The organism is Citrobacter sp. 21OH12SH02A-Citro (assembly GCF_027919895.1).
Classification (GTDB): Bacteria; Pseudomonadota; Gammaproteobacteria; order Enterobacterales; family Enterobacteriaceae; genus Citrobacter; species Citrobacter braakii.
The window spans coordinates 4,814,730-4,841,343 of the sequence record NZ_CP114801.1 but is presented as its reverse complement, the minus strand read 5'-3'; the positions used below and the strand labels follow the sequence as shown (position 1 = coordinate 4,841,343).

The 26,614-nt window shown below is 53.9% G+C and carries 23 protein-coding genes and 4 tRNA genes; 22 read left to right on the top strand and 5 right to left on the bottom strand.

Features of this window, described 5'->3' with window-relative positions; genetic code table 11:
* The first annotated feature begins 32 nt into the window (after positions 1 to 32).
* From wecB to O6D90_RS23205, 15 genes are all read left to right on the top strand, one after another.
* Positions 33 to 1,163, top strand: a complete 1,131-nt coding sequence (gene wecB / locus O6D90_RS23275) for a non-hydrolyzing UDP-N-acetylglucosamine 2-epimerase (protein ID WP_029139774.1) — start codon at positions 33 to 35, stop codon at positions 1,161 to 1,163.
* Positions 1,160 to 2,422: a UDP-N-acetyl-D-mannosamine dehydrogenase gene (wecC, locus tag O6D90_RS23270; protein ID WP_016157839.1), complete on the top strand. Its 1,263-nt coding sequence runs from the start codon at positions 1,160 to 1,162 to the stop codon at positions 2,420 to 2,422. The genes wecB and wecC overlap by 4 nt, the downstream gene beginning before the upstream one ends.
* Positions 2,422 to 3,489 carry a dTDP-glucose 4,6-dehydratase gene (gene rffG / locus O6D90_RS23265; protein WP_016155111.1) on the top strand — a complete coding sequence of 356 codons (1,068 nt, stop codon included), beginning with the start codon at positions 2,422 to 2,424 and terminating at the stop codon, positions 3,487 to 3,489. Before wecC ends, rffG begins: the two co-directional genes overlap by 1 nt.
* A gap of 28 nt (positions 3,490 to 3,517) precedes the next feature.
* Entirely contained in the window at positions 3,518 to 4,399 is an 882-nt protein-coding gene (gene rfbA, locus O6D90_RS23260; protein WP_016155112.1) for a glucose-1-phosphate thymidylyltransferase RfbA, read from the top strand.
* A complete protein-coding gene (gene rffC / locus O6D90_RS23255; RefSeq protein WP_016157840.1) occupies positions 4,377 to 5,054 on the top strand; it encodes a dTDP-4-amino-4,6-dideoxy-D-galactose acyltransferase in 678 nt (225 codons plus the stop codon). The genes rfbA and rffC overlap by 23 nt, the downstream gene beginning before the upstream one ends.
* A 4-nt stretch (positions 5,055 to 5,058) precedes the next feature.
* On the top strand, positions 5,059 to 6,189 hold the full coding sequence (gene rffA / locus O6D90_RS23250; protein ID WP_016155114.1) for a dTDP-4-amino-4,6-dideoxygalactose transaminase: 1,131 nt from the start codon (positions 5,059 to 5,061) through the stop codon (positions 6,187 to 6,189).
* A gap of 1 nt (position 6,190) precedes the next feature.
* Positions 6,191 to 7,441: a lipid III flippase WzxE gene (wzxE, locus tag O6D90_RS23245; protein WP_016157841.1), complete on the top strand. Its 1,251-nt coding sequence runs from the start codon at positions 6,191 to 6,193 to the stop codon at positions 7,439 to 7,441.
* Positions 7,438 to 8,517, top strand: a complete 1,080-nt coding sequence (locus O6D90_RS23240) for a TDP-N-acetylfucosamine:lipid II N-acetylfucosaminyltransferase (RefSeq protein ID WP_016157842.1) — start codon at positions 7,438 to 7,440, stop codon at positions 8,515 to 8,517. Before wzxE ends, O6D90_RS23240 begins: the two co-directional genes overlap by 4 nt.
* Positions 8,514 to 9,869, top strand: a complete 1,356-nt coding sequence (gene wzyE / locus O6D90_RS23235) for an ECA oligosaccharide polymerase (protein ID WP_016155117.1) — start codon at positions 8,514 to 8,516, stop codon at positions 9,867 to 9,869. The genes O6D90_RS23240 and wzyE overlap by 4 nt, the downstream gene beginning before the upstream one ends.
* The gene (gene wecG, locus O6D90_RS23230; protein WP_016157843.1) at positions 9,869 to 10,609 is read left to right on the top strand and encodes a lipopolysaccharide N-acetylmannosaminouronosyltransferase; all 741 of its coding nucleotides are present in this window, start codon (positions 9,869 to 9,871) and stop codon (positions 10,607 to 10,609) included. The genes wzyE and wecG overlap by 1 nt, the downstream gene beginning before the upstream one ends.
* Positions 10,610 to 10,887: 278 nt before the next feature.
* Complete coding sequence (gene thrP, locus O6D90_RS23225) at positions 10,888 to 12,273, top strand: bifunctional threonine/serine APC transporter ThrP (protein WP_016157844.1); 1,386 nt, start codon at positions 10,888 to 10,890, stop codon at positions 12,271 to 12,273.
* Positions 12,274 to 12,375: 102 nt separating this feature from the next.
* A tRNA-Arg gene (locus tag O6D90_RS23220) sits at positions 12,376 to 12,452 on the top strand.
* Positions 12,453 to 12,508: 56 nt separating this feature from the next.
* Positions 12,509 to 12,584: transfer RNA gene (locus O6D90_RS23215), tRNA-His, on the top strand.
* 20 nt (positions 12,585 to 12,604) lie between these two features.
* A tRNA-Leu gene (locus O6D90_RS23210) sits at positions 12,605 to 12,690 on the top strand.
* Between the two features lie 41 nt (positions 12,691 to 12,731).
* A tRNA-Pro gene (locus tag O6D90_RS23205) sits at positions 12,732 to 12,808 on the top strand.
* Between the two features lie 460 nt (positions 12,809 to 13,268).
* On the opposite strand, the gene hemY is transcribed toward O6D90_RS23205, so the two are convergent.
* From hemY to hemC, 4 genes are read right to left on the bottom strand one after another with little or no spacing between them, the layout of a single operon-like run.
* On the bottom strand, positions 13,269 to 14,468 hold the full coding sequence (gene hemY / locus O6D90_RS23200; RefSeq protein WP_016155120.1) for a protoheme IX biogenesis protein HemY: 1,200 nt from the start codon (positions 14,466 to 14,468) through the stop codon (positions 13,269 to 13,271).
* A 2-nt stretch (positions 14,469 to 14,470) separates the two neighbouring features.
* Complete coding sequence (gene hemX, locus O6D90_RS23195; RefSeq protein ID WP_016157845.1) at positions 14,471 to 15,646, bottom strand: uroporphyrinogen-III C-methyltransferase; 1,176 nt, start codon at positions 15,644 to 15,646, stop codon at positions 14,471 to 14,473.
* A 21-nt stretch (positions 15,647 to 15,667) separates the two neighbouring features.
* Positions 15,668 to 16,408 carry a uroporphyrinogen-III synthase gene (hemD, locus tag O6D90_RS23190; protein WP_271143233.1) on the bottom strand — a complete coding sequence of 247 codons (741 nt, stop codon included), beginning with the start codon at positions 16,406 to 16,408 and terminating at the stop codon, positions 15,668 to 15,670.
* Positions 16,405 to 17,346, bottom strand: coding sequence for a hydroxymethylbilane synthase (gene hemC, locus O6D90_RS23185; RefSeq protein WP_016157846.1), 942 nt, complete (start codon positions 17,344 to 17,346; stop codon positions 16,405 to 16,407). Before hemC ends, hemD begins: the two co-directional genes overlap by 4 nt.
* A 395-nt stretch (positions 17,347 to 17,741) precedes the next feature.
* Between hemC and cyaA the strand changes: the two genes are divergently transcribed.
* Positions 17,742 to 20,288 carry a class I adenylate cyclase gene (gene cyaA, locus O6D90_RS23180; RefSeq protein ID WP_019078435.1) on the top strand — a complete coding sequence of 849 codons (2,547 nt, stop codon included), beginning with the start codon at positions 17,742 to 17,744 and terminating at the stop codon, positions 20,286 to 20,288.
* Positions 20,289 to 20,328: 40 nt separating this feature from the next.
* Here the strand turns inward: cyaA and cyaY are convergent, their stop codons facing one another.
* Entirely contained in the window at positions 20,329 to 20,649 is a 321-nt protein-coding gene (gene cyaY, locus O6D90_RS23175; protein WP_003828967.1) for an iron donor protein CyaY, read from the bottom strand.
* Positions 20,650 to 20,787: 138 nt separating this feature from the next.
* Between cyaY and lptM the strand changes: the two genes are divergently transcribed.
* From lptM to uvrD, 6 genes are all read left to right on the top strand, one after another.
* On the top strand, positions 20,788 to 20,991 hold the full coding sequence (gene lptM, locus O6D90_RS23170) for an LPS translocon maturation chaperone LptM (protein WP_003017937.1): 204 nt from the start codon (positions 20,788 to 20,790) through the stop codon (positions 20,989 to 20,991).
* Positions 20,992 to 21,039: 48 nt separating this feature from the next.
* Complete coding sequence (dapF, locus tag O6D90_RS23165) at positions 21,040 to 21,864, top strand: diaminopimelate epimerase (RefSeq protein ID WP_016155126.1); 825 nt, start codon at positions 21,040 to 21,042, stop codon at positions 21,862 to 21,864.
* Positions 21,861 to 22,568 carry a DUF484 domain-containing protein gene (locus O6D90_RS23160; protein WP_032932189.1) on the top strand — a complete coding sequence of 236 codons (708 nt, stop codon included), beginning with the start codon at positions 21,861 to 21,863 and terminating at the stop codon, positions 22,566 to 22,568. The genes dapF and O6D90_RS23160 overlap by 4 nt, the downstream gene beginning before the upstream one ends.
* The gene (xerC, locus tag O6D90_RS23155) at positions 22,565 to 23,467 is read left to right on the top strand and encodes a tyrosine recombinase XerC (RefSeq protein WP_016157848.1); all 903 of its coding nucleotides are present in this window, start codon (positions 22,565 to 22,567) and stop codon (positions 23,465 to 23,467) included. Before O6D90_RS23160 ends, xerC begins: the two co-directional genes overlap by 4 nt.
* Entirely contained in the window at positions 23,467 to 24,183 is a 717-nt protein-coding gene (yigB, locus tag O6D90_RS23150; RefSeq protein ID WP_016155129.1) for a 5-amino-6-(5-phospho-D-ribitylamino)uracil phosphatase YigB, read from the top strand. The genes xerC and yigB overlap by 1 nt, the downstream gene beginning before the upstream one ends.
* Before the next feature lie 88 nt (positions 24,184 to 24,271).
* Positions 24,272 to 26,434 carry a DNA helicase II gene (uvrD, locus tag O6D90_RS23145; RefSeq protein WP_016155130.1) on the top strand — a complete coding sequence of 721 codons (2,163 nt, stop codon included), beginning with the start codon at positions 24,272 to 24,274 and terminating at the stop codon, positions 26,432 to 26,434.
* Positions 26,435 to 26,614 lie beyond the last annotated feature (180 nt).

Below are 26,614 nucleotides of genomic sequence, written 5' to 3'. Positions count from 1 at the left end.
GGGCCCTCACTGCCAATCCGAAGAGAATCGATGTGAAAGTACTGACTGTATTTGGTACGCGACCGGAGGCCATTAAGATGGCTCCTCTGGTTCATGCGCTGGAAAAAGATCCTGATTTTGAGGCGAAAGTTTGCGTTACGGCGCAGCATCGGGAGATGCTCGATCAGGTGTTGAATCTTTTTTCCATTGTACCTGACTACGATCTCAATATTATGCAGCCAGGTCAGGGACTAACAGAAATAACCTGCCGCATCCTGGAAGGGTTAAAGCCTATTTTGGCTGAATTCAAACCCGATGTGGTGTTGGTTCATGGTGATACCACAACCACGATTGCTACCAGTCTGGCCGCGTTCTATCAGCGCATCCCGGTGGGGCATGTAGAGGCTGGTTTACGTACAGGCGATCTCTATTCACCATGGCCGGAAGAGGCTAATCGTACGCTGACCGGGCGTCTGGCAATGTATCATTTTGCCCCAACAGAAAACTCGCGCCAAAATCTGTTACGAGAAGCTATCCCTGATGATCGTATTTTCGTCACGGGTAATACGGTTATTGACGCGTTGATCTGGGTTCGGGATCGCGTACTGGGAAATGAGACGCTGCGTGCGGATCTGGCCGAACGTTATCCTTTCCTGGATGCTGATAAAAAGATGATCCTGGTGACCGGTCATCGTCGGGAAAGCTTCGGTCGCGGTTTTGAGCAAATCTGTCATGCCCTGGCGGAAATAGCCGCGTCTAACCAAAATGTGCAGATTGTCTATCCGGTACACCTGAACCCTAACGTCAGTGAGCCGGTCAATCGCATCCTGGGTCACGTTGAAAATGTGGTGTTGATTGAACCGCAGGACTACCTGCCATTCGTATGGCTGATGAATCACGCCTGGCTGATCCTTACTGATTCCGGCGGGATTCAGGAAGAAGCGCCGTCTCTGGGGAAACCTGTGCTGGTGATGCGTGAAACAACGGAGCGCCCGGAAGCTATTACCGCAGGGACTGTACGCCTGGTAGGTACAGACCCACAGCGGATTGTTGAAGAAGTCACGCGTTTGCTGCATGACGACAATGAATATCAGATCATGAGCCGCGCCCATAATCCGTATGGAGACGGGCTGGCATGTGACCGCATTTTAGATGCATTAAAAAATAATCGGATATCGCTATGAGTTTTACGACCATTTCTGTCATTGGGTTGGGTTATATCGGACTGCCAACGGCGGCTGCCTTTGCTTCCCGTCAAAAACACGTAATTGGCGTAGATATAAATCAACATGCGGTGGATACCATTAATCGCGGCGAAATTCACATCGTTGAGCCCGATCTGGGTGCGGTGGTGAAAACGGCGGTCGAAAATGGTTTTTTACGTGCGAGCGCGACACCCGTAGATGCTGATGCGTATCTGATTGCGGTGCCTACCCCCTTTAAGGGAGATCATGAACCCGATATGGTCTACGTAGAAGCCGCGGCGAAATCTATTGCGCCAGTTTTGAAAAAAGGCGCATTGGTGATTCTGGAATCCACTTCACCTGTCGGGGCAACTGAACAGATGGCCGCATGGCTTGCAGAAATGCGGGCTGACCTGACTTTCCCGCAGCAGGTCGGTGAACAGGCGGACGTTAACATTGCTTATTGCCCAGAGCGCGTACTGCCGGGTCAGGTAATGGTCGAACTGATTAAAAACGATCGGGTGATTGGAGGAATGACCTCCGTCTGTTCCGCGCGCGCCAGCGAGTTGTACAACATCTTTCTCGAAGGCGAATGTGTGGTAACCAACGCCCGCACCGCAGAAATGTGTAAGCTGACGGAAAATAGCTTTCGCGATGTCAATATCGCCTTCGCCAATGAACTGTCGCTGATTTGCGCCGATCAGGGGATCAACGTCTGGGAACTGATTCGCCTGGCAAACCGCCATCCACGCGTGAATATTTTGCAGCCCGGCCCTGGCGTAGGTGGACACTGTATCGCGGTCGATCCGTGGTTTATCGTGGCGCAGAACCCGCAGCAGGCGAAATTGATCCGCACCGCGCGTGAGGTAAACGATGGTAAACCGCATTGGGTGGTCGATCGGGTAAAGGCTGCCGTAGCCGACTGTCTGGCGGATACCAACAAACGGGCTAGCGAAGTGAAAATTGCCTGTTTTGGTCTGGCATTCAAACCCAATATTGACGATTTGCGTGAAAGCCCGGCGATGGGAATTGCGCAGAATATTGCGCAATGGCACAAAGGCGAAATGCTGGTGGTGGAACCGAACATCCATCAACTGCCGAAAAAACTGGATGGTATTTGCCAACTGGCGACGCTGGACGATGCTCTGGCACGTGCTGATGTGTTGGTCATGTTGGTTGACCATAATGAATTTAAAGCCATCAAAGGCGATGCGGTTCAACAGCAGTACATCGTTGATACCAAAGGGGTCTGGCGCTAATGAAACGAATTCTGGTTACCGGTGGAGCGGGATTTATCGGCTCGGCGGTTGTGCGACACATCATTCATGATACCGAGGATGCGGTGGTTGTGGTCGATAAGCTGACCTACGCCGGAAACCTGATGTCACTGGAGCCGGTTGCGCAGAATTCCCGTTTTGCCTTTGAGAAAGTGGATATTTGCGATCGGGCATCGCTCGACAAGGTGTTTCAACAATATCAGCCGGACTGCGTGATGCATCTGGCTGCAGAAAGCCATGTCGATCGTTCAATTGATGGTCCGGCCGCCTTTATCGAAACCAACATTGTGGGAACCTACACGCTGTTGGAAGCAGCGCGCGCTTACTGGAGTACATTAGCCAGCGAGGAAAAATTGGCGTTTCGTTTCCACCATATCTCGACTGACGAGGTGTATGGCGATCTCCATTCCACAGATGATTTCTTCACCGAAACCACGCCGTATGCGCCGAGCAGCCCTTATTCCGCGTCGAAAGCCAGCAGCGATCATCTGGTTCGCGCCTGGCTGCGTACCTACGGTCTACCAACGCTGATTACCAACTGTTCCAATAACTATGGTCCGTACCATTTCCCGGAAAAACTGATTCCGCTGATGATCCTCAACGCACTGGCGGGCAAACCGTTGCCGGTATATGGCAATGGTCAACAGATCCGTGACTGGTTGTATGTAGAAGATCACGCCAGGGCGCTCTATTGCGTGGCGACGACGGGCACGGTTGGGGAAACCTATAATATTGGTGGCCATAACGAGCGTAAAAACCTGGATGTTGTCGAAACGGTTTGCAGCCTGTTGGAAGAGCTGGCTCCGCATAAACCGCAGGGCATCGCGCAGTACCGCGACTTGATCGCTTTTGTGGACGATCGCCCAGGCCATGATTTGCGTTACGCCATTGACGCTTCAAAAATTGCGCGTGAACTCGGGTGGATGCCGCAGGAAACGTTTGAAAGTGGAATGCGCAAAACCGTGCAGTGGTATCTGGATAATCAGGCATGGTGGAAACCCGTGCAGGACGGCAGTTACCAGGGCGAACGTTTAGGTCTGAAGGGCTAACAGCCTGGTTTTGCGGAGGAGACAACGCATGAAAGGTATCATTCTGGCGGGTGGCTCAGGTACTCGCCTGTATCCCATTACGCGGGGCGTATCGAAGCAACTATTGCCCATTTACGATAAGCCGATGATTTACTACCCGCTATCGGTACTGATGCTGGCGGGAATTCGCGAAATCCTGATTATCACCACTCCGGAAGATAAAGGCTATTTCCAGCGTTTGCTGGGCGATGGATCTGAGTTCGGCATTGAACTGCACTATGCTGAGCAACCGAGCCCGGATGGATTAGCGCAGGCTTTTATTATCGGTGAAACGTTTCTTAACGGTGAACCATCGTGCCTGGTGTTAGGGGACAACATCTTCTTTGGTCAAGGATTCAGTCCAAAACTGCGTCATGTGGCCGCCAGAACGCAAGGTGCGACGGTGTTTGGCTATCAGGTCATGGACCCTGAACGTTTTGGTGTTGTTGAGTTTGATGACAATTTTCGCGCAGTCTCTCTGGAAGAGAAGCCGAAAGCGCCGAAATCTAATTGGGCGGTGACAGGGCTCTATTTTTATGACAGCAAAGTGGTGGAATACGCGAAACGCGTGAAACCTTCTGAGCGTGGGGAGCTGGAGATTACGTCTATCAACCAGATGTATCTTGATGACGGACATCTGACGGTTGAATTGCTTGGGCGTGGCTTTGCCTGGCTGGATACCGGTACGCATGACAGTTTGATCGAAGCGAGCACTTTTGTGCAGACGGTGGAGAAACGCCAGGGCTTTAAAATAGCCTGTCTGGAAGAAATCGCCTGGCGTAACGGCTGGCTGGATGACGAAGGCGTGAAGCGTGCCGCCAGTTCACTGGCCAAAACGGGTTATGGTCAATACCTGCTGGAGCTGCTCCGTGCTCGTCCGCGCCAGTATTGAGCCGCTTAGCTGGGAAAATACGTTCTTTGGCGTGAATAGCGCCATTGTCCGTTTTGACCAACGCGCGCCGGTTCTAACTGCGGATGCGTTGCTGCCCTGGTCGCGTGTACAAGCAAAAATACTTGCCGCAAATAGCCATGAATTAGATGCTCTGCAGCATTTGGGGTTCTCACTGGTAGAAGGTGAAGTCGATTTTGTACTACCGGTGACGTGTGCCAGCGGCGACCCCGGTGCGCAGGTCGCGCAACCTACGGATATCCCTGTATTACGCCATCTGGCAGGACAGGCATTTGCGCAAAGTCGTTTTCGCGCCCCGTGGTATGCCGAAGATGCCAGCGCGCGTTTCTACGCACAGTGGATTGAAAACGCGGTGCTGGGGACGTTTGATCATCAGTGCCTCGTTTTTCGTAAACCGACTGGTGAGATTCGTGGCTATGTCTCGCTGCGTGAACTGAATGCGACCGAGGCGAGAATTGGCCTGCTGGCCGGGCGTGGTGCGGGTGCAGAACTGATGCAGGCCGCGCTTTGTTGGGCACAGGCCCGCGGGAAAACAACATTGCGCGTGGCGACCCAAATGGGCAACACCGCCGCGCTTAAACGTTATATACACAGTGGTGCGAATGTGGAAAGCACCGCGTATTGGTTATACAGGTGACACGATGATTCCATTTAATGCACCGCCGGTGGTGGGAACTGAACTCGATTACATGCAGTCTGCGATGAATAGCGGCAAACTGTGTGGTGACGGTGGCTTTACCCGTCGCTGTCAGCAGTGGCTGGAGCAGCATTTTGGCAGTGAGAAAGTGCTGCTGACGCCTTCCTGCACCGCATCGCTTGAGATGGCGGCATTGCTGCTGGACATCCAGCCTGGCGATGAAGTCATTATGCCGAGCTACACGTTTGTCTCGACGGCCAATGCCTTCGTGTTGCGCGGCGCGAAAATCGTCTTTGTTGATATCCGCCCGGATACCATGAACATTGACGAAACGCTGATTGAAGCGGCGATCACCGATAAAACCCGCGCTATTGTGCCGGTACATTACGCGGGCGTGGCCTGCGAAATGGATACCATCATGGGGCTGGCCACTAAACATAACCTGTATGTGGTGGAAGATGCTGCCCAGGGCGTCATGTCGACCTACAAGGGGCGTGCGCTGGGTACGATTGGTCACATCGGCTGCTTTAGCTTCCATGAGACCAAAAACTATACCGCAGGCGGGGAAGGTGGAGCGACGCTGATTAATGATAAAAAATTAGTAGAGCGTGCAGAAATCATCCGTGAAAAAGGGACGAACCGTAGTCAGTTTTTCCGCGGCCAGGTAGACAAGTATACCTGGCGTGATATCGGTTCCAGCTATTTGATGTCCGATCTGCAGGCGGCTTATCTGTGGGCGCAGCTGGAAGCGGCTGATCGTATTAACCAGCAGCGTCTGGCGCTGTGGCAAAAGTATTACGATGCCCTGGAACCGCTGGCGCGTGCCGGGCGTATTGAGCTGCCTTCGATACCGGAGGGTTGCGTACAGAATGCCCATATGTTTTACATCAAACTGCGCGATATCGACGATCGCACGGCGTTGATTAACTTCCTGAAAGAAGCTGAAATTATGGCGGTGTTCCACTATATCCCGCTGCATGATTGCCCGGCTGGCGATAAATTCGGCGTGTTTGCCGGTGTTGATCGTTACACCACCAAAGAGAGCGAACGCCTGCTGCGTTTACCGCTGTTCTACAATCTGTCGCCGGTGAACCAGCGAACAGTCATTACGACCTTACTCAACTACTTCGCCTGATATGTCGCTTGCAAAAGCGTCCTTATGGACGGCGGCCAGTACGCTGGTAAAAATTGGCGCAGGTTTGCTGGTTGTGAAGTTGCTGGCGGTGTCGTTTGGCCCGGCAGGCGTGGGGCAGGCGGGTAACTTCCGCCAGATGGTCACCGTGCTTGGCGTGTTGGCGGGGGCCGGCATTTTCAATGGCGTCACGAAATACGTTGCGCAGCATCATGACGATCCGGCCCGGCTCCGTAAGGTGGTCGGTACATCTTCCGCGATGGTGCTGGGATTCTCTACGCTGATGGCGGTGATTTTTTTGCTGGCGGCCGCACCTATCAGTCAGGGATTATTTGGTCATACTCATTATCAGGGGCTGGTTCGACTGGTTGCGCTGGTGCAGATGGGCATTGCCTGGGCGAACCTGCTGCTGGCGCTGATGAAGGGCTTCCGCGATGCGGCGGGTAACGCGCTGTCGTTGATTGTGGGGAGCCTGGTGGGTGTAGCGGCTTATTATGGCTGTTATCGCCTGGGAGGGTATGAAGGCGCCTTGCTGGGCCTGGCGCTGGTACCTGCGCTGGTCGTTATCCCTGCCGCGATAATGCTGATTAAGCGTGGGGCGATCCCCCTGCATTACCTGAAACCCTCGTGGGATAACGGTCTGGCAGGGCAGTTAAGCAAGTTTACGCTGATGGCGCTGATTACCTCCGTAACGCTGCCAGTGGCATACGTGATGATGCGAAACCTGTTGGCGGCGCAGTACAGCTGGGATGATGTGGGGATCTGGCAGGGGGTGAGCAGTATCTCCGATGCTTATCTGCAATTTATCACCGCCTCATTCAGCGTTTACTTGCTGCCGACGTTGTCGCGTTTGACTGAAAAGCGCGACATTACACGCGAAGTGATCAAGTCGTTGAAATTCGTGCTGCCGGCGGTTGCTGCCGCAAGCTTTACCGTCTGGCTACTGCGCGATTTTGCTATCTGGCTGCTTTTCTCCGCTAAATTCACCGCCATGCGCGACCTGTTCGCCTGGCAACTGGTCGGTGATGTGCTGAAAGTCGGCGCCTATGTTTTCGGTTATCTGGTGATCGCGAAAGCGTCGCTGCGGTTTTATATCTTGGCAGAAATTAGCCAGTTCATGTTATTGACGGCGTTTGCACATTGGCTGATCCCTGCACATGGTGCGCTGGGCGCGGCACAGGCTTACATGGCAACGTACATTGTCTATTTCTCTCTTTGTTGTGGCGTGTTTTTACTCTGGCGTAGGCGGGTATGACTGTACTGATTCACGTTCTGGGATCGGATATCCCTCACCATAACCAAACCGTGCTGCGGTTTTTCAACGACTCGCTGGCCGCGATGAGCGAGCACGCGCGCACGTTTATGGTTGCAGGTCAGGATGCCGGATTCAGAGAGAACTGCCCGGCGTTATCGCTAAGCTTCTATGGTGGGAAAAAGGCGCTGGCTGAAGCGGTTATCGCGAAAGCAAAAGCGGATCGCCAACAGCGTTTTTTCTTCCACGGTCAGTTCAACACCAGCCTGTGGTTAGCGCTGCTGAGCGGGGGAATTAAACCGGAGCAGTTTTACTGGCATATCTGGGGCGCGGATTTATATGAAGTCTCCAGTGGACTGAAATTTCGCCTGTTTTACCCCATTCGCCGTATGGCGCAGAATCGTGTGGGCTGCGTATTTGCCACGCGGGGTGATTTGAGCTATTTCGCCGAACAGCATCCGCGCGTGCGTGGCGAGTTGCTCTATTTCCCAACGCGGATGGATCCCTCGCTCAATAATATGAGCAACGCGTGTCAGCGCAGCGGCAAGATGACGGTGCTGGTTGGCAACTCTGGCGATCGCAGCAATGAGCATATTGCCGCGCTCCGCGCCGTCCATCAGCAGTTCGGCGACACGGTGAATGTGATTGTACCGATGGGGTACCCCGCCAATAATGTGGCTTATATCGACGAGGTTCGTCAGGCCGGCCTGGCATTGTTTAGCGCTGAGAATCTGCAAATTTTAAGTGAAAAGCTGGAATTTGATGCCTATCTGACATTATTACGTCAGTGTGATTTGGGTTACTTTATTTTTGCCCGTCAGCAGGGGATCGGTACCCTGTGTTTACTGATTCAGGCCGGTATCCCGTGCGTGCTCAACCGTGAAAATCCCTTCTGGCAGGATATGGTGGAACAGAATCTCCCGGTGTTATTTACCACTGATGAGCTCAATGAAGGCGTCGTACGCGAAGCGCAGCGCCAGTTGGCATCGGTAGATAAAAATTCAATCACCTTCTTTAGCCCGAATTATCTGCAGCCGTGGCACAACGCGCTGCGCATTGCTTCAGGAGAAACCATATGAGCCTGATGCAATTTAGTGGTCTGCTGGTGGTATGGCTGCTCTCCACCTTGTTTATCGCCACGCTGACCTGGTTTGAATTCCGCCGCGTGCGTTTTAATTTCAATGTTTTCTTCTCACTGCTGTTTTTGCTGACGTTCTTCTTCGGGTTCCCGTTGACCAGCATACTGGTGTTCCGTTTTGATGTGGCAGTTGCTCCGCCGGAGATCCTGCTGCAGGCCTTGCTGTCTGCCGCCTGTTTCTATGCCGTCTACTACGTGACGTATAAAACACGCCTTCGCAAGCGAGTCGAGGATAAGCCACGCAGGCCGCTATTTACCATCAATCGCGTTGAAGCGCATTTGACCTGGGTTATCCTGATGGCGATTGCATTGGTGAGCGTGGGCGTCTTCTTTATGCACAACGGATTCCTGCTGTTCAGACTGCAATCCTACAGCCAAATTTTTTCCAGTGAAGTCTCTGGGGTCGCTCTGAAGCGTTTCTTCTACTTCTTCATTCCGGCAATGCTGGTGGTCTATTTCCTGCGTCAGGACAGCAAAGCGTGGTTATTCTTCCTGGTGAGTACCGTCGCGTTTGGTTTGCTGACCTATATGATTGTTGGCGGGACGCGCGCCAATATCATCATTGCGTTTGCCATCTTCTTGTTTATCGGCATCATTCGCGGCTGGATTTCGCTGTGGATGCTGGCCGCCGCGGGCGTGCTGGGTATCGTCGGGATGTTCTGGCTGGCGCTGAAGCGCTATGGGATGAACGTTAGCGGCGACGAGGCGTTCTATACCTTCCTGTACCTCACGCGCGACACCTTCTCGCCGTGGGAGAATCTGGCGCTGTTGCTGCAAAATTACCACAATATTGAGTTTCAGGGGCTGGCGCCGATTGTCCGTGACTTCTACGTCTTTATCCCCTCCTGGCTGTGGCCTGGGCGGCCGAGTATTGTCCTCAACTCAGCGAACTACTTTACCTGGGAAGTGTTGAACAACCACTCAGGTCTGGCGATTTCGCCGACGTTAATTGGTTCACTGGTGGTGATGGGCGGGGCGCTGTTTATCCCGTTAGGCGCGATTGTCGTTGGACTCATCATCAAGTGGTTTGACTGGCTGTATGAGTTAGGCAACCGCGAAACCAATCGCTACAAGGCGGCGATTCTGCACAGTTTCTGTTTTGGCGCTATTTTCAATATGATCGTGTTGGCACGTGAAGGGCTGGATTCGTTTGTCTCGCGAGTGGTCTTTTTTCTCGTGATTTTCGGCGTTTGTCTGCTGGTGGCAAAACTGCTGTTTTGGCTATTCGATAGTGCGGGACTCATCCATAAACGAATCAAATCGCTGCCCCGGACACAGATTGAAGGATCGTAATGACAGATAACACAACTGCGCCACTCTACTCGCTGCGCGGGCTACAATTGATTGGCTGGCGCGATATGCAGCATGCGCTAAATTACCTGTTTGCCGAGGGACATCTCAGGTCAGGAACGCTGGTGGCAATCAACGCCGAGAAGATGCTGACGGCAGAAGATAACCCTGAAGTGCGGGATCTGATCAACGCCGCTGAGTTCAAATATGCGGATGGGATTAGCGTGGTGCGCTCAGTGCGCAAAAAATTTCCGCAGGCGCAGGTTTCACGCGTGGCAGGGGCTGATCTTTGGGAAGCGCTTATGGCGCGAGCTGGGCAGGAAGGAACGCCTGTTTTCCTGATTGGTGGCAAGCCTGAAGTTCTGGCGCAAACGGAAGCCAAACTGCGTGCCCAGTGGCGCGTGAACATTGTAGGCAGTCAGGACGGTTATTTTACCCCGGACCAGCGGCAGGCATTGTTTGAACGTATCCACGCCAGCGGTGCGCAGATTGTGACGGTGGCGATGGGCTCGCCGAAACAAGAGATCTTTATGCGTGACTGCCGGAAGATTCACCCTGAAGCGCTTTATATGGGCGTGGGTGGTACCTACGACGTCTTTACCGGTCACGTTAAGCGTGCGCCGCGAATCTGGCAGAGTCTGGGGCTGGAGTGGCTGTATCGCTTATTGTCGCAGCCAAGCCGTATCACTCGTCAACTTCGCTTATTACGCTATCTCCGCTGGCACTATACCGGCAACCTCTGACGCCCTCCCTCCTTTGATAAGTAGCGTGATCTGCTAATTACGCTACTTATTCACAACATAATCGCTGCTTTCTCACACAATCTATTTATTTTTTGAATGCTTTAATTGCCATTTAAGCGATTTTAGGAAACCATTCGCAACAATCATTGCAGTGCCGTGGTGTTTTTGACGCCAACCGTTAAGCGGTCGGTGCCGTATGGCCTGTTATGGCATAACAAGATGTACCCATAACGAGAACCGGTAATACCGGACAGTATGCAAACACAACAAGAGGATTTATGGCCGAGAACAAACCTGAGCTACAGCGTGGGCTGGAGGCTCGTCACATCGAATTAATTGCCCTTGGGGGGACTATTGGCGTCGGGCTATTTATGGGGGCCGCCAGTACCCTGAAATGGGCGGGACCTTCGGTTCTGCTGGCATACATTGTCGCCGGGCTGTTCGTCTTTTTCATTATGCGTTCTATGGGGGAGATGTTATTCCTCGAGCCGGTTGCCGGTTCATTTGCTGTTTACGCCCATCGTTATATGAGCCCCTTCTTTGGTTATCTCACCGCCTGGTCATACTGGTTTATGTGGATGGCGGTGGGGATATCAGAGATTACCGCCATCGGGGTGTACGTCCAGTTCTGGTTCCCGGAAATGGCACAATGGATACCCGCACTGATAGCTGTCGGACTGGTTGCGTTGGCAAATCTCGCCGCGGTTCGCCTGTATGGTGAAATTGAGTTCTGGTTTGCCATGATTAAAGTGACCACCATCATTGTGATGATCGTCATTGGATTAGGGGTGATTTTCTTCGGTTTTGGCAATGGCGGTCAGGCGATCGGCTTTGGCAACCTGACTGAGCACGGCGGCTTCTTTGCTGGTGGTTGGAAGGGCTTCCTGACGGCATTGTGTATTGTCGTGGCTTCTTACCAGGGCGTGGAGCTGATCGGCATTACTGCGGGTGAAGCGAAGAATCCGCAGGTCACGCTGCGTAGTGCAGTAGGGAAAGTGCTGTGGCGTATTCTGATTTTCTACGTCGGTGCGATTTTTGTTATCGTCACTATTTTCCCGTGGAATGAGATTGGCAGTAACGGTAGCCCGTTTGTTCTCACCTTTGCCAAGATTGGTATTACCGCCGCGGCAGGGATTATTAACTTTGTGGTCCTGACGGCGGCGCTGTCGGGCTGTAACAGTGGGATGTACAGCTGTGGGCGTATGCTTTACGCGCTGGCAAAGAATCGCCAGCTACCTGCCGCTGTTGGAAAAGTTTCGCGCCAGGGCGTGCCGGTTGCCGGCGTGGCTATTTCTATCGCGATCCTGCTGGTTGGTTCGTGCCTGAACTACATCATTCCCAACCCGCAGCGTGTGTTCGTTTATGTCTATAGCGCCAGCGTGCTGCCGGGGATGGTGCCGTGGTTTGTGATCCTGATAAGCCAGATACGTTTCCGTCAGGCGCATAAAGCGGCGATCGCCAGTCATCCCTTCCGCTCGATTCTGTTCCCGTGGGCGAACTATTTGACGATGGCGTTCCTGATTTGCGTATTAATCGGCATGTACTTTAATGAAGATACCCGAATGTCGCTGTTTGTTGGCATTCTCTTCTTACTGGCCGTGACGCTCATTTATAAGGTTTTTGGCCTGAATCGTCATGGCACAGCCCAAAAATTGCAGGAATAAGCGACAAAACGCACAAACCATGACCAAACGATAATTTATTTTAAAAAAGCACTAGACAGCAGACCGAGACCTCCGTAATATCCAGCCCCGCAACGGCGCTAAGCGCCCGTAGCTCAGCTGGATAGAGCGCTGCCCTCCGGAGGCAGAGGTCTCAGGTTCGAATCCTGTCGGGCGCACCATTTAGTAAGGTGCCGGAGCTGCGGTGGTTTTAATACCGCGTAAAAGATTTGCAGTGGTGGCTATAGCTCAGTTGGTAGAGCCCTGGATTGTGATTCCAGTTGTCGTGGGTTCGAATCCCATTAGCCACCCCATTAATTTAAAGTTGTGAAATGCGAAGGTGGCGGAATTGGTAGACGCGCTAGCTTCAGGTGTTAGTGTCCTTAGGATGTGGGGGTTCGAGTCCCCCCCCTCGCACCACGACTTAAAGAATTGAACTAAAAATTCAAAAAGCAGTAAAACGGCGAGTAGCGCAGCTTGGTAGCGCAACTGGTTTGGGACCAGTGGGTCGGAGGTTCGAATCCTCTCTCGCCGACCAATTTTGAACCCCGCTTCGGCGGGGTTTTTTGTTTTCTGATTTTCCCTTCTCAGCCTTTATTTCCCCGAATTTCCTGATGTCTTAAAAAGTCCGGTTCCATTGTTTTTGCAGTGCAATCGTGGCATGCCTTGTGCAATAATATACGGGTAGATGCTCATTCCATCTCTTATGTTCGCCATCTGGCCTCATAAACTCAGGAATGATGCAGAGCCGTTTACGGTGCTTATCGTCCACAGACAGATGTCGCTCTGGCCTCATCAAACACCATGGACATAACGTTGAGTGAAGCACCCATTTATGTTGTCATACAGACCTGTTTAACGCCTGCTCCAAAAGAGCGGGCGTTTTTTTTATGCATATACACCTCATCCTTCAAGTCGCCTCGAAGCATCTCGAATGATTTGGTGTATATGAAATAACGGTAGGCCCGGTAAGCGAAGCGTCACCGGGCAAGAAGGAATTACTGCGGGGGATTGTTGTTCTGCAGCGTCAACATCAGGCCATCACGACGCATGGTGGCGGCTTCTTCCGGCTGATGCAGTCTGTCCAGCGCGTCAGCAAGCCAGGCGTAGTCATAGGCATCTGGACGCTGTTTGAGAGCGGCACGGAAGGCGAACGTGGCTTCCTGCCATTCGCCGTGCTTCATTAGCGACTGGCCCAGCGTGCTCCACAGTAATGGGCGATCGCCGACGGCTTTAATCTGCTGGCGCAACACTTTTTCTATCTGTTCCGGGTTGTTGGTTTTCAGACGCGGGATCGGCAGCACCAGGCGGTCGTCATACTGGCGTTTAAGACCATCAATGATGACCTGCTGTGCCGTATCGTGATCGTCACACTCAATCAGATGTTCAGCCATTGCCACCTGCAGGGCAACCTGGTGACGGGTTTTACGGTTCTGGTTTTTCCACCATGCACGTAGCCCCTCGCTGCCCTGATCGGCGCGAACCTGATCCATCAGACCAACCCATGCCTGCTGTTCCAGCATCGCGCGGTGCTCGTCATCACCCACGTGCGCTTTTGCCATGGATGGAATGATATCCAGTAACGAACTCCATGCACCGGTACGAATGTAGGCCTGTTCAGCCAGACGCAGCACTTCCGGATGACGTGGCGTCACTTCCAGCAGTTTATCTACGCTGTGGCGTGCGGCGTGATTTTCATTACGCGCCAGCTGCAGGCGAACGCGAGTGATTTCTACCGGGATCGTATCATTTCCGGCCAGTTCGGCAGCACGCTCAAGGTGTTGGTTGGCACGAGCTTCGTCACCGCGCTGTTGAGCAGCTTCTGCCGCCAGCAGGTAATTCACTACCGGCTGTTCTGCATGATCGGCGTTTTTCGACATCAGCTTTTCAACCTGCTGATAATCGCCTTCTGCCAGCTTGAGCAGCGCCTGCTCCGTCTGCTTACGGGCGCGACGACGCTTCCGACCGACAAACCATCCGCGGGTATGCGCGCCAGTGCGGAAAATTCGGCGCAGCAGCCATTCAATCGCAAACAGGACGACCATTGCGACGATCAGAATGATCACCAGACCCGTCACGCTGGTTTCGATATTGTAATTATCCGTCTGGATCAGTACGTAGCCCTGATGACCGGCAATCATTGGACCGACAACGATCCCGGCGATTAACAGCACAAAGAGCAATAATACTTTTAGCATCATTATTCTCCTTGCGGCGCAGTTGCCGGAGTTTCAGCTGAAGGCGCAGGAGTTGCTGTAACCGGCGCTGTGGCAGGCTGTGCCAGTAAATTACGTACGCGGGTCTGCATGAGCTTGTCGAGAAGCGCCTGGCTCTGCAGCGTTTCCGGTACGTCCATACTGATGCTTTGTTGGCTCAGTTGGTCTACCTCTTCAAGGAAAGCTTTGGTGGCTGCATCGTCGGTGTCGTAGTAGGCGCGCACCCAGGTGGAGACGTTTTCCAGCGCCTGGCGATATGTTTCCTCCTGATGACGCGGCACGGCCTGGGCGGCCACTAACAGGCGAGAACGGATATTTTCACGTAAGTAAACGTCCTGGTTCGGTGCCAGCAGCGGGACGGCGGTTTCATCACGACGGCGAACGGTGATAAAGCTGTCCATAAAGTTCTGCCAGCTTTTTTGCAGATTGACGCGCCATTCGCTGATCGAGCTGGAAAGCTCGCTGCTGTCGGAATCCATCGGCGAATCGTCGGTATCGTTGTCGGCCAGACGCAGGTTATCAATCTGGTTAGAGAGCTGATTCACTTTCAGGATAATGCCGTCATAGTCGACCTGAGTCACCGCAGAGAGGCTCGCGATATCGTCGGTAATCGCGCGACGAGCGGTAATCAGGCTTGGGTCATTCATATCCGCCAGGCTGGCGTCAGCGCTTTTCAGCAGCGCCGCAGCGGTAGTAACGTCCTGATCGCTCCATAATTTGCGACCGGCCAGTTTCACCAGAAAATCAGCCTGCGCCAGCAGCCATGTCCCGGCATCGCTGCCGGAGATAGTGGCGACTTTTTGCTGGACTTCGTCAAGCTGTTTGACCAGCGCGGCCTGCTGGCGAGCGGCTTCATCCAGCTGCGTTGCCTGCTGCTTAATAATGCCTTCCAGCTCAGCTTGTTGGCTTTCTTGCGCTTTTTGCAACGCCGTAAGCTGGTTCGCCAGCGCATCGCTGGTTGCTGTCTGCGTTGTTGCCTGCTGTTTCCCCCAACCGTACAGCCCAACGCCTGCAGCCAGCGCAATAGCAATCGCCACAGCGCTCAGAATCAGCGCCGTGCTGTTCTTACTCTTTTTTTCAGTATTGACTGGCTGTGACGTGGTTTCCACGGCCTCCCTGGTCTCTTCAACCACGGCGGAGGATTTTTCTTGTTCCGTCATTATGGCATCCCATTATGAGAGTTATTGTAATGCGCGTAGTAGCGCATCGTTGTCGGCGTTATCAGCGACCTTAATATCTTGCCAGCCCAGTTCCCGGGCGAGGTGCGCCAGACGCTCACTGACGACCAGCAGCCGACAGCGTAGTAACCAGTGCTCACGATACCACTGCGGAATGAGCGACCAGAGCTGTTGTAGCATCTCTCCGCTGGTGACAACCACCGTGGTCACACCACGAGATTGCCAGCGCATCGCTTCTTCTGCACCATCGTAATATTTTGCACTGCGTTGATAACATTCACAAAAATCGACATCAGCTCCGCGTGCTGTCAGGGTTTCACCTATCAGCTCACGGCCACCATTGCCGCGTAATATAAGCGCGCGTTTTCCCGCAATATTTTGTAATTCAGGTAATTGTAGCAAGACTTCGCTAATTTCCCGATCCAGAGGGTAGTGAATATTGAAACCGCTAACGGTATGCAGCGCCAGCGCCGTTGTGCGACCAATGGCAAAATAACGCGGAAGGGAGGGCCAGCTTTTCCCCTGTTGCTGAAGCTCGGCATCTGCAAAGGTGACGGCGTGCTGCGAGAGGGCGAAGACCAGATCGTTTTCCGTTAGCGCCGACAGCCGGGAAGTAAGCGTTGCCAGCTCCCGACCGGGCGAAAACTCGATGAGCGGAAAGCTCCAGGCCACCTGCCCCAGTGTGCGCAGACGGCTCACTAACTCTTCCCCTGCGGGAGACGGGCGGGTGACCAGAATACTCATGCGGGGGCTTCTCCGTTGTAAACTTCAGCCAGAATGGTGCGCGCACCGTTCTCCAGCAGCTCTTCAGCCAGAGAGATGCCCATCTGTTCAGCTTCCTGCGCGGCGCCGCGACGTTCTCCGCATACCATCTGCGAACCGTCAGGCGCGCCGACCAGCGCCCGCAGCCAAATCTCACCGTTAATGAGTTCTGCATAACTGCCGATAGGGACCTGACATCCCCCTTCCAGGCGAGTATTCATGGCGCGTTCGGCTTTGACGCGCAGCGCCGTCTCTTCATGGTTGAGCGGCGCTAACAGCGCCTGAGTGCGCATATCATCCAGTCGACATTCTATGCCAACTGCGCCTTGCCCGACAGCGGGTAGGGAGACTTCCGGCGGCAGAGCGGTGCGGACTCGCGACTCAAGACCTAAACGTTTTAATCCGGCGACCGCCAGAATAATGGCGTCATAATCGCCGTTATCCAGTTTGCTCAGACGCGTACCTACGTTACCGCGCAGCGAACGGATGACGAGATCCGGGCGACGCTTTGCCAACTGGCACTGGCGACGCAAACTGGATGTCCCGACGATACTGCCTGCCGGGAGTTCATCCAGCGTGTTGTACTTATTTGAGACGAAAGCATCACGCGGATCCTCTCGCTCGCAAATGGTGACCAGTCCAAGACCGTCAGGGAACTCAACCGGCACATCCTTCATGGAATGCACGGCGATATCGGCGCGTTTTTCCAGCAGCGCGACTTCCAGCTCTTTAACAAACAACCCTTTCCCCCCGACTTTCGCCAGCGGGGTATCAAGGATCACATCGCCACGGGTTACCATCGGAACCAGTTCCACGATCAGACCGGGGTGGTTTGCCATTAAGGCGTCTTTGACATAATGTGCCTGCCAGAGCGCAAGGGGGCTTTGGCGTGTGGCAATTCTCAAAACATTGTCTAACATGCTTGTTACCGTCATTATCAATCATTGACCATCCTAACATCCTTATCAAAGGGATGTCAGCGTTACGCTCAAACGTGAGTGAGAGGAAAAGGCGCTGCATCATCACTGGCAGTGAATAATGACGAGAAACCTCCCGACCGTATGAAGGAATTTACACGTAACGAACGGTGCTACACTTGTATGTAGCGCATCTTTCTTTACGGTCAATGAGCAAGGTGTTAAATTGATCACGTTTTAGACCATTTTTTCGGCTGTACAGCATAAAAAAATATGGGCGAAAAAACAGGTAACGGTTATTTTTGACATACGGTTTATCCGAATTGATGACGATTATTGTGAGCGCTTGTGCCGCAGCAATCGACAACATGACGGATAGCAACATCAGGCGATACGTCTTGTACCTCTATATTGAGACTCTGAAACAGAGACTGGATGCCATAAATCAACTGCGTGTGGATCGCGCGCTTGCTGCCATGGGACCTGCCTTCCAGCAGGTATACAGTCTGCTGCCGACATTATTGCACTACCACCATCCGCTGATGCCGGGTTACCTTGATGGTAACGTTCCCAAAGGCATATGCCTTTACACGCCTGATGAAACCCAACGCCACTACCTGAACGAACTGGAACTGTACCGCGGTATGTCACCGCAGGATCCTCCCAAGGGCGAACTGCCTATCACCGGCGTTTACTCAATGGGCAGCACCTCTTCGGTAGGGCAAAGCTGTTCCTCTGACCTTGATATTTGGGTCTGCCATCAATCCTGGCTGGATAGCGAAGAGCGCCAGCTGCTGCAGCGTAAATGTAGCCTGCTGGAAAGCTGGGCCGCCTCGCTGGGCGTGGAAGTCAGCTTCTTCCTGATTGATGAAAACCGTTTCCGCCACAATGAAAGCGGCAGTTTGGGTGGTGAAGACTGTGGCTCGACGCAGCATATCCTGTTGCTTGATGAATTCTATCGCACCGCTGTGCGTCTCGCGGGTAAACGTATTCTGTGGAATATGGTGCCGGGCGACGAAGAAGAGCATTACGACGATTACGTCATGACGCTTTACGCACAGGGGGTGTTAACGCCAAACGAATGGCTGGATCTCGGCGGACTCAGTTCGCTCTCCGCCGAAGAGTACTTTGGCGCCAGCCTCTGGCAGCTGTACAAGAGTATCGACTCCCCGTACAAAGCGGTATTGAAAACGCTGCTGCTGGAAGCTTATTCCTGGGAATACCCCAATCCACGCCTGTTGGCGAAAGATATTAAACAGCGCCTGCACGATGGTGAGATCGTCTCTTTTGGTCTCGACCCTTACTGCATGATGCTGGAGCGCGTTACCGAGTACCTCACGGCGATCGAAGACCCGACTCGTCTGGATTTAGTGCGTCGATGTTTCTACTTAAAAGTGTGTGAGAAACTGAGCCGCGAGCGCGCCTGCGTGGGCTGGCGTCGTGAAGTATTAAGTCAGTTAGTGAAAGAGTGGGGCTGGGATGACGCCCGTCTGACCATGCTGGATAACCGCGCTAACTGGAAGATTGACCAGGTACGCGAAGCGCATAACGAACTGCTCGATGCGATGATGCAGAGCTATCGTAACCTGATCCGTTTTGCCCGCCGAAATAACCTCAGCGTGAGCGCCAGCCCGCAGGATATCGGCGTGCTGACCCGTAAGCTGTATGCCGCGTTTGAAGCATTACCAGGTAAAGTAACGCTGGTGAACCCGCAGATATCTCCGGATCTCTCGGAACCGAATCTGACCTTTATCCATGTGCCGCCGGGCCGTGCCAACCGTTCGGGTTGGTATCTCTATAACCGCGCGCCTAACATGGACTCGATCATCAGCCATCAGCCGCTTGAATATAACCGCTACCTCAATAAACTGGTGGCGTGGGCTTGGTTCAACGGCCTGCTGACCTCGCGTACGCATTTATTTATTAAGGGCAACGGCATTGTTGATTTGCCGAAGCTGCAAGAAATGGTCGCCGACGTGTCGCATCACTTCCCGCTGCGACTGCCAGCGCCAACGCCGAAAGCGCTCTATAGCCCGTGCGAGATTCGCCACCTGGCGATTATCGTTAACCTTGAATATGACCCGACGGCAGCATTTCGCAATCAGGTGGTACATTTTGATTTCCGTAAGCTGGACGTCTTCAGCTTTGGTGAAGAACAAAATTGCCTGGTGGGTAGCGTCGACCTGCTGTACCGCAACTCGTGGAATGAAGTGCGTACGCTGCACTTCAACGGTGAGCAGGCGATGATTGAAGCGTTAAAAACGATTCTCGGCAAAATGCACCAGGATGCCGCGCCGCCGGATAGCGTCGAGGTCTTCTGCTATAGCCAGCATCTGCGCGGTTTAATTCGCACCCGCGTGCAGCAGCTGGTGTCTGAGTGCATCGAGTTGCGCCTCTCCAGCACCCGTCAGGAAACCGGACGCTTCAAAGCGCTGCGCGTTTCCGGTCAGACGTGGGGTCTGTTCTTCGAGCGCCTGAACGTCTCGGTACAGAAGCTGGAAAACGCGATTGAATTTTATGGCGCGATTTCACATAACAAACTGCACGGGCTTTCCGTTCAGGTTGAGACCAATCATGTGAAACTCCCGTCAGTGGTTGACGGTTTTGCCAGCGAAGGGATCATTCAGTTCTTTTTCGAAGAAACGGGTGATGAGCAGGGCTTTAATATCTACATTCTGGATGAGAGTAATCGGGCTGAGGTGTATCACCACTGCGAAGGTAGCAAAGAGGAGCTGGTACGCGATGTCAGCCGTTTCTACTCGTCGTCGCACGATCGCTTTACCTACGGCTCCAGCTTCATCAACTTTAACCTGCCGCAGTTCTATCAGATTGTGAAAACCGACGGGCGCGCGCAGGTGATCCCGTTCCGTACCCAGCCGATTAGCGCCGTGCCGCCCGTCAGTCAGGAAAACGACACTCCGCTGTTGCAGCAGTATTTCTCGTGAGCATGATGCCGGATAAGCGGAGCGTATCCGGCAATAAAACTTAACGGAAGCTCACCTCTTCACCCGCCTGCTGTGTCGCCGCCTGTTCTAGCAGATCCCAGAACGTTTCGCCGCTACGATCGCAGATCCACTCGTCGCCTTTCAGGTCAAAGTGGTAGCCGCCCTGTTTGGTCGCCAGCCACACCTGATGCAGCGGCTCCTGACGGTTAATAATAATTTTGCTGCCGTTTTCGAAGCTGATGGTCAGCACGCCGCCGTTGATCTCACAATCGATATCGCTGTCGCCGTCCCAGTCGTCCAGACGCTCTTCAATGGTCATCCACAGGGTGTCAGCAAGGCGATGAAATTCACTGTCGTTCATTTTCTTATCCTGTTTTTCGTGATGACGGCAGTATAACCTGAAACAAAACGCGTTGCAGATTACAGGCTAACTCTTGCTTTTACGCCTTCTCCTGCGATGATAGAAAACAGAAAGCATGAACTTTACAGGCAATCGATAATGAAAAACGTGTTAAAGCCACTCGCTGTCATTTTTACTCTGTTCAGCCTGACGGGCTGTGGGCTAAAAGGCCCGCTCTATTTCCCGCCAGCAGATAAAACCGCGCCGCCTCCGACCAAGAGCGTTCAGCCGCAATCGCAATCCACCACGCCAGAGAAAAACGATCGTGGGATTAGTGACGGGCCTTCTCAGGTGAATTACTGACGGCAGGAATAGATGTATATTTCTGTACCCGCGTGAACGGAGTGAATGATGCAATTCTCTAAAATGCATGGCCTTGGCAACGATTTTATGGTCGTCGACGCGGTAACGCAGAATGTCTTTTTCTCACCAGAGCTGATCCGCCGCTTGTCCGACAGGCATCTCGGCGTTGGATTTGATCAACTGTTGGTGGTTGAACCTCCGTATGATCCGGAGCTGGATTTCCACTACCGTATTTTTAATGCCGACGGTAGTGAAGTGTCACAGTGTGGCAATGGCGCCCGCTGTTTTGCCCGCTTTGTTCGCCTGAAAGGGCTGACCAATAAGCGTGATATTCGCGTCAGTACCGCTAATGGTCGTATGGTATTAACCGTAACCGACGACGAGCTGGTACGGGTGAATATGGGTGAACCCAATTTTGAACCCGCGCAGGTTCCGTTTCGCGCCAACAAAGCAGAGAAGACCTATATTATGCGCGTGGCTGAACAGACAGTATTGTGCGGCGTGGTTTCAATGGGGAACCCACACTGCGTAATTCAGGTTGATGATGTTGATACGGCCACGGTAGAAACGTTGGGGCCGGTTCTGGAAAGTCACGAACGCTTTCCTGAACGCGCCAATATCGGATTTATGCAGGTGGTAAAGCGCGAGCATATCCGGCTGCGCGTCTATGAGCGCGGCGCGGGTGAAACGCAGGCCTGCGGCAGCGGTGCGTGCGCCGCTGTTGCGGTTGGTATCCAGCAGGGCCTGCTGGCAGAAGAAGTGAGGGTGGAATTACCGGGCGGTCGACTTGATATCGCCTGGAAAGGTCCGGGTCATCCGCTGTATATGACTGGCCCGGCGGCACATGTCTACGACGGATTTATTCACTTATGAAGCAACCAGGGGAAGAACTACAGGAAACGCTCATGGAGCTGGACGACCGGGCGGTCGTCGATTACCTGCAACGTAATCCTGAGTTTTTTATCCGTAATGCCCAGGCAGTTGAAGCGATGCGTGTTCCACACCCGGTGCGGGGCACGGTCTCTTTAGTGGAATGGCATATGGCGCGGGCACGTAATCATATTAACGTGCTGGAAGAGAATATGGCGTTGTTGATGGAACAAGCCAACGCCAATGAAAGCCTGTTCTATCGTCTGTTAAATCTGCAAGCCCGGCTGGTATCGGCCAGCAGTCTTGACGACATGCTGATGCGATTTCATCGCTGGGCGCGTGAGTTAGGGCTGGCTGGGGCGACGGTTCGTCTGTTCCCGGATCGCTGGCGACTTGGTGCGCCATCAAAATTCACTCATCTGGCATTAAGCCGTCAGGCTTTTGAACCGCTGCGTATTCAGCGTCTGGGCCAGTCACTGCACTATCTTGGACCGCTCAATGGCCCGGAACTTCTGGTCATGATGCCCGAGGCGAAAGCGGTAGGCTCGGTGGCGATGTCGATGTTGGGGCAAGATGGATCCCTGGGCGTGATGCTGTTCAGCAGTCGCGACGTTAATCATTACCAGCAGGGGCAAGGTACGCAATTACTGCAGGAAATCTCGCTGATGTTGCCGGAGCTGCTGGAGCGCTGGATTGAACGCGTATGACCGATTCACCCCTTTCTCAGGATGTGGCGCGCTTTTTACGCTATCTGGGCGTTGAGCGCCAGCTTAGCCCGATCACATTGCTGAATTATCAGCGTCAGCTTGATGCCATCATTGCGTTAGCCGGAGAGACCGGTCTGCAAAGCTGGCAACAATGTGACGCTTCGATGGTACGCAGTTTTGCCGTGCGCAGCCGTCGTAAAGGGCTGGGGCCGGCGAGCCTGGCGCTGCGTCTCTCCGCATTGCGCAGTTTCTTTGACTGGCTGGTTAATCAGGGCGAGCTGAAAGCCAATCCGGCAAAAAGTGTTTCCGCGCCGAAAGCACCGCGTCATCTACCTAAAAATATCGATGTCGACGACGTTAATCGTCTGCTGGATATCGACCTCAACGATCCCCTCGCCGTGCGCGACCGGGCAATGTTAGAAGTGATGTACGGCGCAGGGCTGCGTTTGTCTGAACTGGTTAGGCTGGATATTAAACATCTCGATCTCGACACCGGCGAAGTATGGGTGATGGGGAAGGGCAGTAAAGAACGTCGCCTGCCAATTGGCCGCAATGCAGTGGCGTGGATTGAGCACTGGCTGGACCTGCGGGGGCTATTTGGCTGCGATGACGATGCGTTATTCCTGTCAAAACTGGGCAAACGCATTTCTGCGCGTAATGTACAAAAACGCTTTGCGGAATGGGGGATAAAACAGGGGCTGAACAGCCACGTACATCCCCACAAATTGCGCCACTCTTTTGCGACGCATATGCTGGAGTCGAGCGGCGATCTGCGCGGGGTACAGGAGTTATTGGGGCATGCTAATCTCTCCACTACCCAAATCTATACCCATCTTGATTTTCAACACCTGGCTTCAGTGTACGATGCGGCGCATCCACGCGCCAAACGGGGGAAATAATGCGTTTTTACCGGCCTTTGGGGCGCATTTCTGCGCTCACCTTTGACCTTGATGACACCCTTTACGATAACCGTCCCGTTATCACACGCACCGAGCAGGAAGCGCTCGCGTTTGTACAGAATTACCATCCGGCGCTGAATTCGCTGCAAAATAGCGACCTACAGCGCTTACGTCAGGCCGTTCGCGACGCCGAGCCGGAAATCTACCACGACGTTACCCAATGGCGTCACCGCGCCGTAGAGCGCGCTATGCTGGAGGCGGGATTGTCAGAAGCAGAAGCCAGAATGGGGGCGAATGCGGCGATGATGAATTTCGCCAAATGGCGTAGCCGCATTGACGTCCCGCAGGCGACGCATGACACGCTGAAGGCGCTGGCCCGCAAATGGCCGCTGGTGGCGATCACCAACGGTAACGCACAGCCAGAACTGTTCGGCCTGGGCGATTACTTTGAGTTTGTGCTGCGCGCCGGTCCCGACGGGCGATCAAAACCGTTCAGCGACATGTATGCGCTGGCGGCGGATAAACTGAAAATGCCCGTGGCTGAGATTCTGCATGTGGGCGATGACCTGACGACGGACGTGGCGGGGGCCATCCGTTGCGGTATGCAGGCCTGCTGGATCAAACCGGAAAATGCCGACCTGATGCAAACCGCAGACAGCCGTTTGCTGCCGCATATCGAAATTTCACAGTTGGCATCTCTGACCTCGCTGATATAATCACCAGCAGAACTCTGTATATATACCCAGCTTTTTGGCGGATGGCGCTACGCTTATCCGCCTTACCTACTTTTACGCGGCGGTGCCAATGGACGTTTCTTACCTGCTCGACAGCCTTAATGATAAACAGCGTGAAGCGGTGGCCGCGCCACGCAGCAACATGTTGGTTTTGGCCGGCGCGGGGAGTGGTAAAACTCGCGTGCTGGTGCACCGTATCGCCTGGTTACTGACGGTAGAGAACAACTCGCCATACTCCATTATGGCGGTGACCTTTACCAACAAAGCGGCGGCGGAAATGCGCCACCGTATTGGCCAGATCATGGGAACCAGCCAGGGCGGTATGTGGGTGGGTACATTCCACGGTCTGGCGCACCGTCTGCTGCGCGCGCACCATATGGATGCGAACCTGCCGCAGGATTTCCAGATCCTCGACAGCGAAGACCAATTGCGTTTGCTCAAGCGTTTGATCAAGGCGATGAATCTTGATGAGAAGCAGTGGCCGCCGCGTCAGGCGATGTGGTTTATCAATAGCCAGAAAGACGAAGGGCTGCGCCCGCACCATCTGCAGAGCTATGGCAACCCGGTTGAGCAAACCTGGCAGAAGGTGTATCAGGCCTATCAGGAAGCGTGTGACCGCGCGGGGCTGGTGGATTTCGCCGAGCTGTTGCTGCGCGCCCATGAACTGTGGCTCAACAAGCCGCATATCCTGCAGCACTACCGCGAACGCTTTACCAATATCCTGGTGGACGAATTCCAGGATACCAACAACATTCAGTACGCCTGGATCCGCCTGCTGGCGGGCGATACCGGCAAAGTGATGATCGTTGGCGATGATGACCAGTCGATCTACGGTTGGCGCGGGGCGCAGGTGGAAAACATCCAGCGCTTCCTCACGGATTTCCCGGGCGCAGAAACCATTCGCCTGGAGCAGAACTACCGCTCGACCAACAACATCCTCAGCGCGGCCAACGCCCTGATTGAAAACAACAACGGGCGTTTGGGTAAAAAGCTGTGGACCGATGGCATCGACGGCGAACCAATCTCACTGTACTGCGCGTTCAACGAACTCGATGAAGCGCGTTTTGTGGTCAATCGTATCAAAACCTGGCAGGACAACGGCGGTGCGCTGGAACAGTGCGCCATTCTGTATCGCAGTAACGCCCAGTCGCGCGTGCTGGAAGAGGCGTTGTTACAAGCCAGCATGCCGTACCGTATCTATGGTGGGATGCGCTTCTTCGAACGCCAGGAAATCAAAGATGCGCTCTCTTACCTGCGCCTGATCGCTAACCGCAATGACGACGCCGCATTTGAACGGGTGGTGAATACGCCAACCCGCGGGATTGGCGATCGTACATTAGATGTCGTGCGTCAGACCTCCCGTGACCGCCAGCTTACGTTGTGGCAGGCCTGTCGTGAGCTGTTGCAGGAAAAAGCCCTCGCGGGTCGCGCCGCCAGCGCCTTACAGCGTTTTATGGAGCTGATCGATGCGCTGGCGCAGGAGACCGCCGATATGCCGCTGCACGTGCAGACTGACCGGGTGATTAAAGACTCCGGCCTGCGCATGATGTACGAGCAGGAAAAAGGCGAGAAGGGTCAGACGCGTATCGAAAACTTAGACGAACTGGTGACGGCAACGCGCCAGTTCAGCTACAACGAAGAAGACGAAGACTTAATGCCGCTACAGGCGTTCCTGTCACACGCCGCGCTGGAAGCAGGCGAAGGGCAGGCGGATACCTGGCAGGATGCGGTACAACTGATGACGCTGCACTCGGCGAAAGGTCTGGAGTTCCCCCAGGTATTTATCGTGGGTATGGAAGAAGGCATGTTCCCCAGCCAGATGTCGCTGGACGAAGGTGGGCGCCTCGAAGAAGAGCGCCGCCTGGCTTACGTAGGCGTGACCCGCGCGATGCAAAAGCTGACGCTGACCTACGCCGAAACGCGTCGTCTGTACGGCAAAGAGGTTTACCACCGTCCGTCGCGCTTTATCGGCGAACTGCCGGAAGCGTGCGTTGAAGAGGTTCGCCTGCGCGCCACGGTTAGCCGCCCGGTGAGCCATCAGCGGATGGGCACGCCAATGGCGGAAAATGATACCGGCTACAAGCTCGGCCAGCGCGTGCGCCACGCTAAGTTTGGTGAGGGCACCATCGTCAATCTGGAAGGAAGCGGTGAGCACAGTCGTTTGCAGGTCGCGTTCCAGGGGCAAGGGATCAAATGGCTGGTGGCAGCCTACGCCAGACTGGAAACGGTTTGATCGGTTTGGCTTTGCCGGATGGCGACGCTGGCGCGTCTTATCCGGCCTACAGACCGGGTAACATTTTGATTTCCAGGCCGGACGAGGCGAAGCCGCCATCCCGCTATCTGTCGGTTAATATTCTGAAATCATAGATAAATAATTCCCCTCTGCTAACCTTTTTGTATAAGGGGAAATTAT